Source organism: Bartonella sp. B41 (assembly GCF_053795765.1).
This window is the reverse complement of record NZ_CP200037.1, coordinates 583,010-599,622: the sequence shown is the minus strand read 5'-3', so window position 1 is coordinate 599,622 and position 16,613 is coordinate 583,010. Positions and strand designations below refer to the sequence as shown.

General features: G+C 33.2%; 17 protein-coding genes and 1 tRNA gene. 12 read left to right on the top strand and 6 right to left on the bottom strand.

Annotated features, from left to right (window positions below; all coding sequences use genetic code 11):
* Nucleotides 1-108 precede the first annotated feature (108 nt).
* The 8 genes from V4P54_RS02505 (at nt 109) to V4P54_RS02470 (ending at nt 7,759) form a co-directional block, all read left to right on the top strand.
* Nucleotides 109-184, top strand: a tRNA-Lys gene (locus V4P54_RS02505).
* A 373-nt stretch (nt 185-557) separates the two neighbouring features.
* Entirely contained in the window at nt 558-1,469 is a 912-nt protein-coding gene (locus V4P54_RS02500) for a septal ring lytic transglycosylase RlpA family protein (protein ID WP_455477561.1), read from the top strand.
* Nucleotides 1,470-1,661: 192 nt separating this feature from the next.
* Nucleotides 1,662-2,825: a D-alanyl-D-alanine carboxypeptidase family protein gene (locus tag V4P54_RS02495; protein WP_455477560.1), complete on the top strand. Its 1,164-nt coding sequence runs from the start codon at nt 1,662-1,664 to the stop codon at nt 2,823-2,825.
* A gap of 31 nt (nt 2,826-2,856) precedes the next feature.
* On the top strand, nt 2,857-3,501 hold the full coding sequence (gene tmk / locus V4P54_RS02490) for a dTMP kinase (RefSeq protein ID WP_455477559.1): 645 nt from the start codon (nt 2,857-2,859) through the stop codon (nt 3,499-3,501).
* The gene (locus V4P54_RS02485; protein WP_455477558.1) at nt 3,498-4,553 is read left to right on the top strand and encodes a DNA polymerase III subunit delta'; all 1,056 of its coding nucleotides are present in this window, start codon (nt 3,498-3,500) and stop codon (nt 4,551-4,553) included. The genes tmk and V4P54_RS02485 overlap by 4 nt, the downstream gene beginning before the upstream one ends.
* Before the next feature lie 61 nt (nt 4,554-4,614).
* A complete protein-coding gene (gene metG / locus V4P54_RS02480) occupies nt 4,615-6,162 on the top strand; it encodes a methionine--tRNA ligase (RefSeq protein WP_455477557.1) in 1,548 nt (515 codons plus the stop codon).
* 1 nt (nt 6,163) lies between these two features.
* Nucleotides 6,164-6,937 (top strand): TatD family hydrolase, encoded by a 774-nt coding sequence (locus V4P54_RS02475; protein ID WP_455477556.1) that lies wholly within the window; start codon nt 6,164-6,166, stop codon nt 6,935-6,937.
* Between the two features lie 9 nt (nt 6,938-6,946).
* Nucleotides 6,947-7,759 (top strand): MBL fold metallo-hydrolase, encoded by an 813-nt coding sequence (locus V4P54_RS02470; RefSeq protein ID WP_455477555.1) that lies wholly within the window; start codon nt 6,947-6,949, stop codon nt 7,757-7,759.
* A gap of 425 nt (nt 7,760-8,184) precedes the next feature.
* On the opposite strand, the gene V4P54_RS02465 is transcribed toward V4P54_RS02470, so the two are convergent.
* The 3 genes from V4P54_RS02465 to pcsA are packed head-to-tail and all read right to left on the bottom strand — an operon-like array spanning nt 8,185 to nt 10,467.
* A complete protein-coding gene (locus tag V4P54_RS02465; RefSeq protein ID WP_455477668.1) occupies nt 8,185-8,580 on the bottom strand; it encodes a DUF6163 family protein in 396 nt (131 codons plus the stop codon).
* A gap of 32 nt (nt 8,581-8,612) precedes the next feature.
* Complete coding sequence (locus V4P54_RS02460; protein ID WP_455477554.1) at nt 8,613-9,659, bottom strand: enoyl-CoA hydratase/isomerase family protein; 1,047 nt, start codon at nt 9,657-9,659, stop codon at nt 8,613-8,615.
* A gap of 31 nt (nt 9,660-9,690) precedes the next feature.
* On the bottom strand, nt 9,691-10,467 hold the full coding sequence (pcsA, locus tag V4P54_RS02455; RefSeq protein WP_455477553.1) for a phosphatidylcholine synthase: 777 nt from the start codon (nt 10,465-10,467) through the stop codon (nt 9,691-9,693).
* A gap of 212 nt (nt 10,468-10,679) precedes the next feature.
* On the opposite strand from pcsA, the gene V4P54_RS02450 reads away from it, so the two are divergent.
* From V4P54_RS02450 to sodC, 4 genes are all read left to right on the top strand, one after another.
* Nucleotides 10,680-11,915, top strand: a complete 1,236-nt coding sequence (locus tag V4P54_RS02450; RefSeq protein WP_455477552.1) for a UbiH/UbiF family hydroxylase — start codon at nt 10,680-10,682, stop codon at nt 11,913-11,915.
* Between the two features lie 242 nt (nt 11,916-12,157).
* Nucleotides 12,158-12,508 (top strand): hypothetical protein, encoded by a 351-nt coding sequence (locus V4P54_RS02445; protein ID WP_455477551.1) that lies wholly within the window; start codon nt 12,158-12,160, stop codon nt 12,506-12,508.
* On the top strand, nt 12,501-12,809 hold the full coding sequence (locus V4P54_RS02440; protein ID WP_455477550.1) for a hypothetical protein: 309 nt from the start codon (nt 12,501-12,503) through the stop codon (nt 12,807-12,809). The genes V4P54_RS02445 and V4P54_RS02440 overlap by 8 nt, the downstream gene beginning before the upstream one ends.
* A gap of 175 nt (nt 12,810-12,984) precedes the next feature.
* Nucleotides 12,985-13,533, top strand: a complete 549-nt coding sequence (gene sodC, locus V4P54_RS02435) for a superoxide dismutase [Cu-Zn] SodC (RefSeq protein WP_455477549.1) — start codon at nt 12,985-12,987, stop codon at nt 13,531-13,533.
* A 149-nt stretch (nt 13,534-13,682) separates the two neighbouring features.
* On the opposite strand, the gene V4P54_RS02430 is transcribed toward sodC, so the two are convergent.
* The 3 genes from V4P54_RS02430 to sufD are packed head-to-tail and all read right to left on the bottom strand — an operon-like array spanning nt 13,683 to nt 16,612.
* On the bottom strand, nt 13,683-14,096 hold the full coding sequence (locus tag V4P54_RS02430) for an SUF system Fe-S cluster assembly protein (RefSeq protein WP_455477548.1): 414 nt from the start codon (nt 14,094-14,096) through the stop codon (nt 13,683-13,685).
* Nucleotides 14,089-15,351, bottom strand: coding sequence for an aminotransferase class V-fold PLP-dependent enzyme (locus V4P54_RS02425; protein ID WP_455477547.1), 1,263 nt, complete (start codon nt 15,349-15,351; stop codon nt 14,089-14,091). Before V4P54_RS02425 ends, V4P54_RS02430 begins: the two co-directional genes overlap by 8 nt.
* Complete coding sequence (gene sufD, locus V4P54_RS02420) at nt 15,344-16,612, bottom strand: Fe-S cluster assembly protein SufD (RefSeq protein WP_455477546.1); 1,269 nt, start codon at nt 16,610-16,612, stop codon at nt 15,344-15,346. Before sufD ends, V4P54_RS02425 begins: the two co-directional genes overlap by 8 nt.
* Nucleotide 16,613: the final 1 nt, after the last annotated feature.

Genomic DNA, 16,613 nt, shown 5'->3' with positions numbered 1-16,613 from the left:
ATATTGATAACTGAAATAAGGAACAATATTTTTTTTAAAAGGTGTTGACCAAATGGAAAGTCAACTTTATGTTCCACTCACTTTCCACAAACTGAAGGGTTTGTTTGGGAGCGCGTAGCTCAGTTGGTAGAGCAACTGACTTTTAATCAGTAGGTCCAGGGTTCGAATCCCTGCGCGCTCACCAGTAGGTAGTATTGCTTATTTCTTAAAAAATTATGGTCAATTATTTTTATGCTGTTTTCAATTTTTGTCACCACACTGAGAATTTTACTTCTGGTTTCGTGGTTTCGATGAAAAAGTCATACATGCTTTTATGATTTATGATGTAAAATTGTACTTTTTTGAAATATTTGAACATGCGTTAGGTAGCATTTATCTTTCTTATCAGATAATAAAGAAGTTAATATTATATTAATTTTTGCAGAGGTACCTTTTTAGGACACCGTTTCCGTGCTGTATGGTAAGGGAAGTTTGCAGATATGGGGTTTCTTATTGCATACAAAAAATGTGATGTGATGTTTGCGATAAATTCTCAATCAAAATAAGCGGGATAAAAGATGTTAAATAACAAAGAAAAATTTACTTCTATTATTAAATTAATATTTCAACTTTTTTCTATGATAGCAATTTCCCAGTTGGTAGCGTCGTGTTATGCAAACAAAATGGCAACTTTTCCAGTAAAAAATTTTTCTAGTAAAGAGGTTAGAACAAAAATTGTTTCTTTGCCTGAAAAAGATTCTGGTGGTCGTGGTAAATTACAAGCAAAGAGTGTTGGGCGGACTATCGTTGGTAAGCCTTATAAAATTAAAGGAAAATGGTATTACCCTAAAAGTGATCCAACCTATAAAAAAATTGGACAAGCATCATGGTATGGCTCGTATTTTCATGGACGCTTAACTGCAAACGGCGAGGTTTATGATATGAATCTTTTAACAGCTGCTCATCCCACGATGCCTTTACCTAGTTATGCACGTGTTACTAATTTAGAAAATGGAAATTCTATCATTGTAAGGGTAAATGATCGTGGTCCTTTTATGAAAAATAGAATTATTGATTTATCAAAACAAGCAGCAATGATACTTGGTTATGAAAATGCTGGTGTGGCGAATGTTGAAGTAGAATATCTTGCTGAAGCACCAGCTGATTATTATGATAGTGACTATTTGATGGCTTCTTATATATCCGGAAATGATACCCCATCTACATTGATTTTGGCAAATGCTCTTGAAGAAAAAGAAGATACTATACTTAAGGGAAGAGATGTGAGTAAAAAAAATCAGGGATACAAAGAAGTGGTTGAAAAAAAATCGTCATCTATTTTAGTGACATTGCCTAAAATTGGTCCTGTTTTGGTCCAAAAACCGATATCTATTGATCAGATTGTCTCTGTTTCAAATAAGTTTATCAAAAAAGATAAAAGTAAATTAACTGTGGCAATTTTGAAAAGAGGGGTTATGTTTTCTAAGTAGGCAAGATCATTCTAATGGCAGATAATGAGAGGTGATTTGTTATATTTTAGATGTATTTGAAATGCTGAGATAGATCCTGTGTAAGACGCAAAATAGTGTATCGATTGCTTCTTGATTTGCAAAAATTAGTTAAATTCTATTACTAATATAGAGGATTTTTTATTCTTATTTTTAAATTGGTTATGAGATGATATGCGTATAACATTAAGGATTTTATCCATTCTACTTTGGATGCTAATGCTTGGTAAGTTTGCGCAAGCGCAAGATTTTCATATTTCTGCATCACGGGTACTGTTGTTAGATGATAGTACAGATACAATACTTTTTGAAAAACAGAGTGATGTTGCTTTTTTTCCTGCGTCATTAGTAAAGTTGATGACAGCTGAGGTTGTGTTTCATAAATTGAAAGAGGGGAAATTAAGTAGAAAACAAATATTTCAGGTAAGTGAAAACGCTTGGCGAAGAGGAGGAGCACCTTCTGGTACAACTACTATGTTTGCGAATGTAAGGACAAAAATCAGTGTTTCCGACCTTTTACGTGGTTTAATTGTTATAAACGGAAATGATGCAGCTATCGCTCTTGCAGAAGGGATATCAGGAAGTGAAGCCGATTTTGTAAAATTGATGAATCAGAGAGCTAAAGAACTTGGACTATTACATAGCCATTTTGTTAATGCGACAGGTCTTCCAGAAAAAGGTCAGTTCACAACTGTACGTGATATGATCACATTAGCGCGTCATATTGTTCATGAATATCCTGATTATTATACACTTTACAATGAACCTTATTTTACTTGGAATAAAATTTTTCAACGTAACAAAAATCCTCTTATTTCTAAGAAAATTGGTGTAGAAGGCTTTGGCTTTGGTTACAGCGCACAAGAGGGGTTTTCAATGGTTGTTGTACTTTATAAGAATCGCCGACGTATTTTTTTAGCGATTAGTGGTTTGCATGATGGTAAGGGAAATACAAAAGAGATAGAACGTGTTCTTCAGTGGGGAATGACTGATTTTTATCTTGAAAATTTTTTTTCAAATGGAGAAATTGTTGGTAAGGCTTCTGTTTATGGTGGATTGCAAAATTTCGTTCCACTCGTTATTAAAGAACCTGTGAATGTTATGTTGTTAAATAAAAAAGAAAATAATGTTAATGTAAGAATTAAATATAGGGGGCCATTGAAGGCTCCTATTGTTTTAAATCAGCAAGTTGGTGTTATTCAAATTTTAGCGAATAAGAATCTTCTTCTTGAAAAACCAGTTTTTGCTGGAATTAGCATTCAGGAAGGAAATTTTTTTGTGAAAGCAAAAAATGCTTTTTATGAAATAACTGTTGGGTGGTTGCGTAGGTACTTATAAACGCATTTAAGTGAGAGTTAAGATTTAATACGTGTCAGGCTATTTTATTACATTTGAAGGAGGAGATGGAGTAGGAAAGACGACTCAAATTTCTTTACTTGCTCAGTATTTTTGTAGCAAGGGTTATGATGTTATTACAACACGAGAACCTGGAGGAACTGAAGGTGCAGAAGCGATACGTCATGTCTTATTATCGTGTAAAGGGCAACATCATGATCCTTTGATTGAGGCGATTTTGTTTGCATCAGCGCGTGCTGATCATGTTAGTAAAATTATTGCTCCTTCTTTACAAAAGGGTAAGATTGTTTTGTGTGATCGTTTTGTTGATTCTACGCGTGTTTATCAAGGCCTCAATAATAAAGTAAGTGTGCACATTCTTTCTCTTCTAGAACGCGTTGCTACAAATGGAATAATGCCAAATATTACGTTTTTATTAGATATGCCTGCAAAATATGGTATGGAGCGTGTCAATCTACGGAGAAAAAAAATTAAAACAGTTGATATCTTTGAAAAAGATAACTTGAAAATACAGGAACAAAGACGTCAAGCTTTTCTTCGGTTAGCAAAACAAGAACCTCATAGATTTCAAGTGCTTAATGCAACACATTCAGTATCGATCATTTCACATCAGATAAAAGCTATTTGTCGTCAGGTAATGTTGGATCATTTTTTATGAATGGTGTAGAGTTTTTACGACAATATGATGATATTGCTATGGTCTTACTGCCATTACAGAGTAACGTTATCTTTGGACATAAGGTGGCTCGTCATTTTTTAGCGCAAATGCGTAAGGAGGGAAGGCTACATCATGCATTATTGTTCGAAGGGGAGAGAGGAATTGGAAAGGCTACATTAGCATACCATTTTGCTTGGAATATTTTAAATTCTCAAGAAGATGATTTTTTGCAACCAGAACCTAGGTCCGTTGTATGGCGTCAAATGATGCAGGGTAGTCATCCCAATTTGTTGCATGTTTCACGTAGTTTTGATTTTAAAACACAAAAATTTAAAACGGGTGTACTCGTTGATGATATTCGAAATGTTTTATGTTTTTTAAATCAAACGTCACATGATGGGGGATGGCGTATTGTTATTATTGATCCTGCGGATGATATGAATAGAAATGCAGCCAATGCAATTCTTAAAACTCTTGAAGAGCCTCCCGCGAAGACTTTGTTTATTATTATTACGCACTCTTTAGGAAGGTTATTTCCAACAATTCGTTCACGATGCCAACGTATTTCCTTACGGCCATTGTGTGATGATGAGATGAAACAAGCTATAGCGCATATTTTCTCTAATCAAATTACATTGGATGAAAAAGATATTGAAATTATTATTCAAAAATCTAAAGGAAATCCTAGAAATGCAGCTTTACTTATTCATCATGGTGGGATTGAAATTATAAAAAAAGTTGATGCTTTTTTTGAACAATCTTTTTGCGATTTAGCTGTTGTACACACTCTCGCTCAAGAGCTTTCACATTCTTCTTCTGAGATTCAATTTCAACAATTTTGTGATAAAATTCTTGATAAAATTCAAAGAACAGCGATTATGTTTGCTGAAAAGGGAAATCTTGTGTTCTCAAAAAAATGTGCTCAAACGTGGCAAGAGACCAACCAGAAAATAGGAGAAATGCAATTATTTAATCTTGATAAAAAACAGTTTATTATAAATTTGCTTTTAAAACTTTATAAGATCATGCGTAACAGCAAGCTTTTTCCGTGACAACAGGATTAACAGACGTTATGTTGTTCATCTTTTGTTGCGGTTTTATAATGAGCATGACATGTGTGATACATATTACATAACAACTCCGATTTTTTATCCTAATGGTACTCCACATATTGGACATGCCTACAGTGCAATTGCAAGCGATGCTTTAGCTCGTTTTCAACGACTAGATGGGAAAAATGTATTTTTTTTATCTGGCACGGATGAGCATGGCTTAAAGATGCAACAAACTGCGGAATCATTAGGAATAACACCTAATCAGCTTGCAGACCGTAACAGTGCTACATTTCAGAAAATGCTTGAAGTGTTGAATTGTTCTAACGACGATTTTATTCGTACGACAGAAGAGCGGCATTATAGAGCTTGTCAAGAAATTTGGAAAAAAATGGAAAAAAATGGCGACATTTATCTTGGCCATTATGCTGGTTGGTATTCTGTTCGCCAGGAGGCTTATTACGAGGAAAAAGATACAGAAATTGGAAAAGATAAAATACGTAGAGAAAAAGAACTAGGTTCTCCAGTCGAATGGAAAGAAGAAGAAAGTTATTTTTTCAGACTTTCTCGTTATGAAAAAGCCCTTCTTGAGTATTATAATAATTATCCTGATTTTATTGCTCCTGCTGAACGGCGTAATGAGGTTATAAGTTTCGTTAAATCAGGTTTAAAAGATGTATCTATTTCGCGAGTAAATTTTGATTGGGGGATTTGTGTTCCAAGTAATTCGAAACATGTGATGTATGTTTGGGTTGATGCACTTACAAATTACCTGTCAGCAATTGGATTTTTTGATGAAGATTCAAAAAAACGTGATTTTTGGCCGGCTAGTGTTCATATCATTGGTAAAGATATTATACGTTTTCATGCAATTTATTGGCCAGCATTTCTAATGTCTGCTGGAATTGAGTTACCTAAGCGTATTTTTGCACACGGTTTTTTGCTTAATCGTGGTGCAAAAATGTCAAAATCTGTTGGAAATGTCGTTGATCCTTTTGCAATAATTAATCGTTATGGTCTTGATCAGGTACGCTATTTTCTTCTTCGTGAAGTTCCATTTGGACAAGATGGTAGTTATTGTCATGACAAGTTTGTTAATCGTATTCATGCGGATCTTGCAAACGATCTCGGAAATTTGGTACAACGCTCCTTATCTATGATAGCAAAAAACTGTGATACAAAAATTCCTACACCGGATTTATTTTTGGTTCAGGATAAGCAGCTTTTAGAAAAATCTCTTCATGTACTCAAAATTTTGCGTAAGACTATGCTTTCCCAGGAAATTCATCTGGCGCTTGCAGCAATTTTTTCAGTCGTTGCAGATACAAATCGCTATTTTGCTTGTGAACAGCCTTGGAATTTAAGAAAAAATAATCAGGGAAGATTTTCTACAGTTCTTTATATAGTTGTAGAAATTTTACGGCAAATAGCAATTATGCTATTGCCCTTCATTCCACAATCCGCGAATAAAATTCTCGATAGTCTTGCGATTCCTGAAGAAGACAGATTATTGCATCATATAGTTGATTTAAAAATTCAAGAAGGTATTAAATTGCCACAGCCGAAACCGATTTTTCCACGTTATCTCTTTGAGAAAGATGATACTTAACATGATGATTGATACACATTGTCATCTTGATTTTGAAGATTTTGCGCAAGATTTAAATGGTGTTGTTCAACGAGCATTAGATGCTGGTGTTGAACGTATGATAACGATTTCAACACGTGTTAATGAATTAAATAGAATTTTAAAAATTGCGCAATCGTATGATCAAGTGTTTTGTTCTGTTGGTACGCATCCTAATCATACGCGTGAAGAATCTAATATTACGGCTGAAAATTTAATTCACTTGTCGAAGCATTCGAAGGTTGTTGCGTTTGGGGAGACTGGGCTTGATTATTACTATGATTGTTCCTCACCAAAGGAACAAAAAAAAATTTTTGCAGAGCATATTATTGCTTCTAGAGAAACGCAGTTGCCTGTTGTTATACATTCACGTAGTGCTGATATGGATATGAAGCAAATATTGTGTGAGCAGATAAAGGAGGGATTTTTCCCATTTATACTTCATTGTTATTCATCTGGGATGGAACTTGCCCATGTTGCTATTGAACTCGGTGGTTACATATCTTTTTCAGGTATTCTTACCTTTAAAAATGCTCATGAAATTCGTGAAATAGCAAAGATTGTGCCTCATAAATATTTATTAATTGAAACAGATGCACCATTTTTAGCTCCAATTCCTTATAGAGGAAAAATAAATGAGCCGTCTTTTATACGTTATACGGCAGCAATTTTGGCTGAAACTGTTGGTTTAAGTATTGAAGAAATAGAGAAAATAACAACGCAAAATGCTTTTCGTGTATTTAGCAAAATGAAATAAGGAAGGGGTATGTTTGGTCGGTACAAATTTACAATATTAGGCTGTGGTCCTTCTTCAGGAGTGCCGCGTCCTAATGGGGATTGGGGTGCTTGTGATCCAAATAACTCTAAAAATAAACGCTATAGAAGTTCTTTATTAGTTGAACGAATTCACCCTTCTGGAAAAAAAACTACAGTCGTTATTGATACTGGTCCAGATTTTCGCTCACAAATGATTGATGCACAGGTGAAGCATCTTGATGCTGCCATTTATACGCATTTTCATGCAGATCATACTCATGGTATTGATGATTTACGGAGTTATGCACTCGCACAAAAATGTTTGATAAATGTTTATGCAGATGTATCTACGTTAGAACATTTGAAAAAGTCTTTTGGTTATTGTTTTCAAGCACCAAAAACTTCATCGTATCCACCAATTTTAACAGCGCATTTAATTGATGAAGATAGCAAATTTGTAATTCATGGACAGGGTGGAGAAATAATTGTTAGTTCACATTTGCAACTTCATGGTAAAATTCATTCTTTAGGTTTTCGTATTGGAAATGTTGCTTATTGCACTGATGTTAGTCAATTTCCTGAAAAGACTTTATCAAAATTGATGAATTTGGATGTTTTAATCATCGAGGCTCTTCAATTTGAGTCCCATGCAAGTCACCTTTCTGTTGATCAGGCATTAAAATGGATAAAGTATCTAAAGCCTAAACAAGCTATATTGACGCATATGGATCGATTTCTTGATTATGATGAAGTGATAAATTATGTTCCATCATATGTTAAACCTGGATACCAAGGACTTATTTTTGAAACTGATATAAGATAATTATATCGTTACAGTATTTTACTTTAGTTAATACTTTATCTTTAAGTAATACGTTAGAATAATATATTCTGAATATTAATAATACAGTACAATTGACAAATTTTTGACACAATTGTGCTGCAATAGCGATTACTGTGACAAAAATATGGTGAAGTGTTTATTTCATTCATATAAATGTCGCGTAATATATATTATGGAATTTTTAGTAATATTAAAGCATGTTTGCAAGTCAACTGTTTTTATTTAATTTTTATAGAAAGGATGTTGTATATGGCAACAGCAACTTGGGGATTAATAGCAACATTGGTATGGATATTTGCGGTAAAAAAACCAACTAGCATTTGGGATTTGTGGTGGGTACCATTTTGTTAGTCGTGCAATATCGTCGGATTAAGATTATTAGTTCGACGATATTTTATTTTTTGTTAGCAATCTGTTACAATGTTGTTTATTATTTTGTTTCTCTTTAAGATAATTAAAGTAATTTTTAATATTATAAAAATTAAAAATAGTATTCCGTGTAGCAGCGCAAGTAATTGACAAATAGAATTATTGAAATAATAAATTGATAGTGTCTCAGTAAGGGCTGCAATACACCATAAAACGATTCCCCATGGTGAGTACATCCAAAGTCCAACCAATGCGATAGGATAAATGATGGCCAATGCACTTGATAAAAGTTGCCATTGCCATAGCATTAAGTCAAAGTGCCACAAAGGTTCTGAAAATACCCCAACAAGACATATCCAATAAAAGGTGCTTAAACAAAAACAAATTATTGCTAAAAATCGTAAATAAAAATTATAAATTAGTAAAAACATATTTACTGTTAAAAGTTGTTTTTTATGATTGCTCATAAGAGTAGTAATTCTTGATTAACGGGTTGAAAATAAAAATTGACTATATCATCTGTTACATCTGAAAGTTTATTCGGTTCCCATTGAGGTTTTTTATCTTTTTTAATCAGCATGGCACGCACACCTTCACGAAAATCATGTGAATTAACCATATGGTATGCGATACGATTTTCAATTTTTATACACTCATTTAGAGTATTAAATGAATTTTGTTTCATTTGTTTCCAAATAACTTTCAGACTTGTTGGAGAATGCGATAATAAAATATCATAACATTCTTTAGCAAATAAAAATCCTTCATCGCTCTTTTTACGAAGCAGATCCATACATTCTGTTAACGTATGAGTAGCGAAGCAGGTTTTGATAATACAACGCTTTTTATAACTTGTTTCATAATCTATTGTAACTGCTAATTTTTTTAAAGATAAATTAGGATCCCCCTGTTCAATAATATCTTTTTTGATCAAATTAAGTTTAGATGAAGGGACTGCGTGGGTTGCTAATCCTAATTTAAAACAATCCCCCCACTTTATGCGAGCTCCTGTCAAAGCAAGATAGATTCCAAAGTGATCAGGAAGAAGTGGCAAGAAAAAGCTCGAACCAATATCTGTAAAAAATCCAATCGCGGCTTCCGGCATAGAAAAAATTGTATTTTCTGTAACAATTCTATGTGATCCGTATATAGAAATGCCTACTCCTCCTCCCATCCAAATACCATCCAAAAAAGAAATATAGGGTTTTGGAAAATCTTTAATATATGCATTTAGACTGTATTCATCGTTAAAGTATCGATGAGAGGCAGCTTTCTCCATATGATAAATTTCTACGACATCTCCACCAGAAGAAAAGGCACGCCCCTCTCCTTCAACCAGGACGCAGGAGATATCACTATCTTTTTCCCAAGTATTAAGAGATTTTTTTAAGGCAGAAACCATTTCATGATTAAGAGCATTTAATGCAGATGGACGAGTGAGCCTTATGATTCCAGCTCGTCCTTTTTTCGTAAAAGAAATGTTACTTCCCGCTCCAAAATTAATTTGCATATCGTATCTTTTCTTTTAAACAGGTATTTTATCATTTTTGCTGACTTTTCAGCATTCCTAATTGAGGAAATAGTTGCATGATAGCACCAATACAATACAAATAAATACTTGTTATTGAAATTCCTATTTTAACCCAACATGGAGCATTAAGTTGATAAAAAAATGCAGCAAAACCGAAAAAGCACCATAACAGGAATATTGGAAAATTTAGCATGCGTAAACGGATAACTCTTATGGGATGAATGAAGTAAATTGGTAAAAAAGAAATAATTGCTGATAAAATGATAATAGTAAAAGCAATCCACTCCCCTGGTCTCACTACAAACAGCATAAAAATCATCATATTCCAAACTACAGGAAATCCTTTAAAAAAGTTTTCTTTGGTTTTCATTCCAGTATCTGCGTAATAAATTGCTGATGAGATAACAATGATAGCGCTCAATAAAAATGATATGCTTGAACCCATAAAACCACTTTGATAAAGGGCAAAAGCTGGAATTAAAACATAGGTTACATAATCAATGATGTTATCCAATAATTCTCCAGACCATGTTGGAAGAACATATTTAACATCTAGTTTACGTGCAATTGATCCGTCGATACCATCAACAATCAGGGCAAGTCCTAGCCAGCAGAACATGGCAGTCCATTCTTTTTCGGATGCAGAGATAAGAGAAAGAAATGCCAAAAACGATCCTGAAGCTGTTAGCAAATGAACAGAAAAAGCCTTCGCTTGCGGCATTGTTACCTTTTTGTGGCGTAATAAATTAGTTTTTGGTTTAATTTTTTGAGTTAATCTGCGCTTCAAGATTTTTTTATCCTATTTTAAAAGGTCTTTAATTTATCTACCGATCTGCATTTTATCTCTATGATATAATTCATATATAAAAAAGCACAAAAGGATTATTTTTTATATCACATTATTTATTACGTAATATAATAGGAAAATTTTGTGCAATAAAAAGAGATTGTTTTTTAATGTGCTGAAATTGTTAGTCGATGAGAAGGGTTTTAGAAATTGTGACATTTGAAAAAAATAAATCGAAGAGTGTTGCTGTGATTGGTGCAGGTCCGATCGGTATGTTGGCAGCGTTAAGTCTTGCATATAAAGGATACTCTGTTTTTCTGATTGGACCGAATACTCATGCAGATGAGTTACGAACGACTGCTCTTATGATGCCTGCAATTCACATGCTTGAAAGAATTAATGTTTGGAATAATATAAAACCGTATTCTGCTATTTTGTCGTCCATTAGAATTGTTGATATAACGTCCAGAACTGTACGTGCTCCTACATTAAATTTTTGCTCATCTGAAATTGGTGAAGAAGCTTTTGGTTATAATGTACCTAATGTAAATTTAAATGATGCTTTGGTTTCCTGTATTGCAAATACACCAAATATCACGAGATTTTTTTCTTCAGCAGAGTCTTTTCATCATAAAGAGAATTACACACATATTGTTCTTGAAGATGGTAACGTTATTAAGACACCACTTGTTATTGCAGCCGATGGACGAAATTCTTTAACGCGAAGAGCAGCTGGCATAGGTGTAAAACAATGGAATTATTCGCAAACAGCACTTGTCTTAAATTTTTCTCATAATTTTTCTCATCATAATACATCAACTGAATTTCATACAGAAGAAGGTCCATTTACGCAGGTTCCATTACCCGGATATAGATCCAGTCTTGTTTGGGTTGTTAATTCTTCTTATGCTAAAGAGTTATTGAATATAGAACCAAAGACTGTCATACAAATAATCGAAGACAAGATGCAATCAATGCTTGGAAAATTAACATTGGAAACACCAGTTCAAGCATGGTCTCTTTCAGGGCTTATTTCCTATCGTTTTGCAGCTAATCGGACAATTTTAATTGGTGAGGCAGCTCATGTTTTTCCTCCTATTGGAGCGCAAGGATTAAATTTAGGATTTCGAGATGTCCAAACTTTAATTGATCTTCTACCTAGCGAAGTATCTAATTTAAACTCTGAAATGGTTATTACGCGCTATAATCAATATCGTAGGCCTGATATACTTACTCGCAGTGTATCAGTTCACGCGCTTAATTTTGCTTTACTTTCTCATTTATTACCCGTTCACATTATGCGAAGCATTGGTTTTGGATTATTACGAAATTGTTCACCATTACGTAATTTTTTTATGCGGGAAGGAATGTGTCCTAGTTATGGGTTTCAAGAGATGATGCAAATGTTTTCTTCTAAACTTGATCATATTAATGTAGTAAAAAGTTAACGTTATTAACATAAAATGTATCTAAAAGATTGTGTTGTTTTAAATTATTCTCGTATCAATATTTATCAGCTAAATTTTTATGAATAACATTTCTTTTAATAAAATTCTCAAAAAGAGAAAATCCATCATTAAGCATAATATTGAAAATATTATAATTTTTTGGAACTTGTTAGTCGTGCAAAAGTTAATTCATTGTATGAGTTGAATACTCAAAGGCATCGTTCAAATTAAATGGTAACAAAGTGAATTTAAATAAGATTTTTAAGTCGGGTGTTTTTTTTTCTGTTGTTGTATGTATTTCATTTATATACATGATTACGAATTCAACAGGTAAGGTTCTTCATGATCCCTTTTGTCAAGGTTCTGAATATTTTTTTACTCAAGGCGTTATAAAAGCAGGACAAAATTCATTTACTGCTTCGCAAATTAAAAATTATCTTATACGAAATGGTTTTAAAAATATTAAACAATTACGTTTAGATGACAAAGGAGTTTGGCGTGCCCTAATAGAATTTAATAACTGCTATTTTCTCATATCAATAGATTATTCTGGGACAATTGATATCCAAGATAAAAGAAAAAAATATGATTAATTGTAAAATTAATAACAATGTTAATTCAAACAACTATAAGAAATATTTTTTCAAGAAATTTTATTATTTTCTTAAAGATCCTGCTCTCGTTGGAGGATTAAATGGTAGTGTATCAGGAGCAATTGCTTCAGTTCTTGCTTTTTACGGTTATCTTTCTCTTCCGGGTTTTGGCCCAGTCATAGCAAGGGGTATAAGTATAGCACTTTCTACAGGTATAATTATTGGTACAATAATAGGATTAATTATGGGAATTATTGTTGGATCATTTTGTATTTTTTTGTGGCGTTTATATACATTGTAATTGTTTACGATTTTTAAAAATTTATAATGAAAAAAGTTAATAACTAGGTACGATTTCATGTTTACTTATTTTCAGTAGTTTCAATATGAATTTTTATTTATTAAAAAATAGAGTCGTTAACAAAAGTTAACTTTTTTGTTTTAATCCATATTAAATTAATTGCAAAAGGTGATATATGAATAAAATTCTCTCTTCTTTATTGATTGTTTTTATATTTTTAACTTTCAGTTTGTTCACGTTTTTTGCTTCTCACGCTAATGCGTTAACAACATATACACAAGTAAAAATTTATAAATTAAAAGAAAATAACGTGAAAGAATCTATAGGCATTGTAAACATTGAAGAGAATTCACATGGATTGATTTTTACACCAGATTTGCTTTCTCTTCCTGAAGGTTTGCATGGTTTTCATGTACATATGAATCCTTCATGTGATACAAAGGATGGTGTAATTGGTGCTGCTGCAGGGGGACATTATGATCCACAAGATACTAATAAACATCTTGGACCTTATAATGTTAATGGACATTTTGGTGATTTACCTGCACTTTATGTTGATGATAAAGGTCGATCAACAATGAGTGTTCTTGCACCACGAATTAAAAAACTTTCTGAAATTAAAGGTCGTTCATTAATAATTCATATCCATGGAGATAATCAGTCAGATGTACCATTACCACTTGGCGGAGGTGGCGCACGTTTAGCATGCGGGATCATAGAATAATCAGGATAAAATTCTTACAAAAATATGATTCATAATTACTGGCATTGTCTTACAATGTAAAAAAATTAATTGACTTAACAATGTAAACTGCAGAATTATGTATTTCTGCAGTTTGCGATAAGTGTTTTTAATAATTTAAAAGAGCTTGTTTAATACCATCCGACAGCAACTTGTGCCTCTTCTGACATGCAATCAGGTGTCCATGGTGGATCAAATGTCATAATTACCTCAACATGTGAAACACCTTCGACTGTATTTACAGCATTTTCAACCCAGCATGGCATTTCAGCAGCAACAGGACATCCTGGTGCAGTAAGAGTCATCTCAATTTTTACGGAGCGATCATCTTCAATATCAATACGATAAATTAAACCTAACTCATAAATATCAGCAGGAATCTCTGGATCATAAACTGTTTTTAAAGCAGAAATTATATCGCTTGTCATTCGTTCAATTTCATCTGCTGGAATTGATGATACACATGTATCTGATGGTGTAGAATCTTTTTCTTTTTCTGTATCCTGAGGTTCTGTGGAGTCATGTTTCTTAATTGATTTATTCATTAAAAAAACTCCTCGCCTTTTCTAGTGCTTTCACTAATTGATCTATATCTTCATAATTGTTGTACATTGCTAATGATACACGACAAGCAGATGTTAAACCAAAATGTTGCAATAAAGGTTGCGCGCAATGTGTTCCTGCACGTATAGCAACACCTTGTTGATCAACAAACATAGCGATATCATGTGCATGAATACCATTTATTTCAAAAGATATAATAGCTCCTTTGTGAGGAGCATGACCATAAATACGCAATGATTTAATTGTTTTAAGCCTTTCTTGCGCATAGGCTAGAAGTTTATTTTCATGAGAATGAATAGCGTTCATATCTTTTTTCATCACGTACTCAATGGCTGCAGCTAATCCAACCGCTTCAGCTATCGGAGGAGTACCTGCTTCAAAACGATATGGAGGTAAATTATAAGAAACTTTATTAGTGGTTACATCTTCAATCATCTCTCCCCCCCCCTGAAAAGGATGCATTTCTTGAAGCCTATCTTTTTTGCCGTAAAGAACACCAATACCTGTAGGACCGTAAAGCTTATGACCAGTAAAAACATACCAGTCACAATCAAGATTTTGAACATCAACTGTTAGGTGTACAGCCGCTTGAGATCCATCCACAAGAACGGGAATACCATTTTCATGTGCGAGCTTGACGATTTCTTTAACAGGAAGAATTGTCCCCAGTACGTTGGACATATGGGTAATAGCTATAAGTTTTGTTTTATGGCTCAAGGATTTTTGAAAATCCTCAATGTGCAGAATACCATTTTCATCAACTGGAATAAAAACAAGTTTAATCTTTTTTTGTTCACGAATAAAATGCCAAGGAACAATATTTGAGTGATGCTCCATGATGGTAAGAGCAATTTCATCATCTTCATTTAAGTTAGGCATGCCCCAACCATAAGCAACTGCATTGATAGCCTCTGTTGCATTTTTTGTGAATATAATTTCATTTTTTGTTTGGGCATTTAAAAAAGAGCGAACAGTTTCACGAGCGTCCTCATAAAGTTTTGTGGCTGTATTTGATAAAAAATATATTCCTCTATGGACATTTGCATAATGATATTGATAAAAATTATCTATAGCACTTAATACTGATTTTGGCTTTTGAGCAGATGCAGCGTTATCAAGATAAGCTAATCTTTTGCCATAAACATTACATTGTAAAATTGGGAAATCACGTCGTATTTCTTCAACATCATAACTCAATGTTTTCACGTCAAACTCTATTTTCTTTGCTTTAGACATTATTTTCTAACCATTGATCGATAATATTAACTATGGTATTTTCGATATTAGCGTGCTTGATGTTTTCAATTAATTCTGAAACAAACCCCTTTATCAAAAGTTTGCGAGCAGTTTGAAAAGGGATTCCACGTGCCATCAAATAAAAAAGATGATTGTGATCAATTTTAGCAATTGTTGCTCCATGAGCACAAACAACATCGTCAGCAAAAATTTCTAGCTCAGGTTTTGCATTAAATTCTGCTTCATTTGAAAGTATAAGAGTGTTACACGCCATACGCGCATCTGTGTTTTGAGCTTTTTTAGCTACACGTATTGTTCCTTGAAAAACACCATGCGCTTCGTCTGTAACAATATTTCGTATGATCTCAGTTGAAGATGATTTTTCTTCAATATGGCGTACATTCATCGTAAGATCACTATGTGTTTTTCCTGATAATAAATTCACTACCCGTAATTGAAAATCAGAATTTTTATCCTGTAATTCAATGTCCAACTCTTGACGATTAAGTTGACTGCCTATGTTTATGATATAAAGTGATAGTTTGGCATTCTCTTTAAGCACAGAATACAAGCGAGAAAATTGTAGAGAATTAAACCCTCTGTCTCGTATAAGGATCCATGTTACTTTGCTATGTGCTTCTATGTGCAGTGAAAACATTGTACTTACTAGGCTTTCTTTATTATTGCCAATTTGGCGTTCAATGATAATGGCTTGACTGTTTTCACCAATTTTAATGTTTGAAAAAGTATGTGATTGCCCACTCATCTGGACATTTTGTAATTCTATTGGTCTATCTAATTTTGTGTTTTTAGGAATCTGAATAAGCCAACCATCTGTAACAAAAGCTGTATTTAATTGCCCAATAAAATCTTCGTCAGAAATGATATGATCTATTTTCCCGATATTTTCTTTTAGTTCATCGACAAGACGTTCTACTGTAACATCTGTAATTTTTGACTGTTTTAATGTTTTTCCATTTTCAATGGACAATACAGAATTTTCTGAAAATAATGGACTAATCAGTTGCACATTATTTGTTTCTGAAAAATGGCTAATAGATTTTAATAAAACACGTAAGTTAGTATAATGCCAATTTTCAATTTTACGTGAAGGAAGCAATTTTTTTTGGAATAATCTAATAGCTTTTTTACGGACTTCCTGCACAGCTTTATTGCCAGGTAAAGAAGCAATGCGTTGATTAAATTGATCGAGAATATCTATTTCAGCTGTGGTCAATTCTCTTTGTGAGTTTATATCCATA

Coding starts and splice junctions, on each gene's coding strand:
- V4P54_RS02500 (WP_455477561.1), top strand. CDS start 558: ATGTTAAATAACAAAGAAAAATTTACTTCTATTATTAAATTAATATTT.
- V4P54_RS02495 (WP_455477560.1), top strand. CDS start 1,662: ATGCGTATAACATTAAGGATTTTATCCATTCTACTTTGGATGCTAATG.
- V4P54_RS02485 (WP_455477558.1), top strand. CDS start 3,498: ATGAATGGTGTAGAGTTTTTACGACAATATGATGATATTGCTATGGTC.
- metG (WP_455477557.1), top strand. CDS start 4,615: ATGTGTGATACATATTACATAACAACTCCGATTTTTTATCCTAATGGT.
- V4P54_RS02475 (WP_455477556.1), top strand. CDS start 6,164: ATGATGATTGATACACATTGTCATCTTGATTTTGAAGATTTTGCGCAA.
- V4P54_RS02470 (WP_455477555.1), top strand. CDS start 6,947: ATGTTTGGTCGGTACAAATTTACAATATTAGGCTGTGGTCCTTCTTCA.
- V4P54_RS02465 (WP_455477668.1), bottom strand. CDS start 8,580: ATGTTTTTACTAATTTATAATTTTTATTTACGATTTTTAGCAATAATT.
- V4P54_RS02460 (WP_455477554.1), bottom strand. CDS start 9,659: ATGCAAATTAATTTTGGAGCGGGAAGTAACATTTCTTTTACGAAAAAA.
- V4P54_RS02440 (WP_455477550.1), top strand. CDS start 12,501: ATGATTAATTGTAAAATTAATAACAATGTTAATTCAAACAACTATAAG.
- sodC (WP_455477549.1), top strand. CDS start 12,985: ATGAATAAAATTCTCTCTTCTTTATTGATTGTTTTTATATTTTTAACT.
- V4P54_RS02430 (WP_455477548.1), bottom strand. CDS start 14,096: ATGAATAAATCAATTAAGAAACATGACTCCACAGAACCTCAGGATACA.
- V4P54_RS02425 (WP_455477547.1), bottom strand. CDS start 15,351: ATGTCTAAAGCAAAGAAAATAGAGTTTGACGTGAAAACATTGAGTTAT.
- sufD (WP_455477546.1), bottom strand. CDS start 16,612: ATGGATATAAACTCACAAAGAGAATTGACCACAGCTGAAATAGATATT.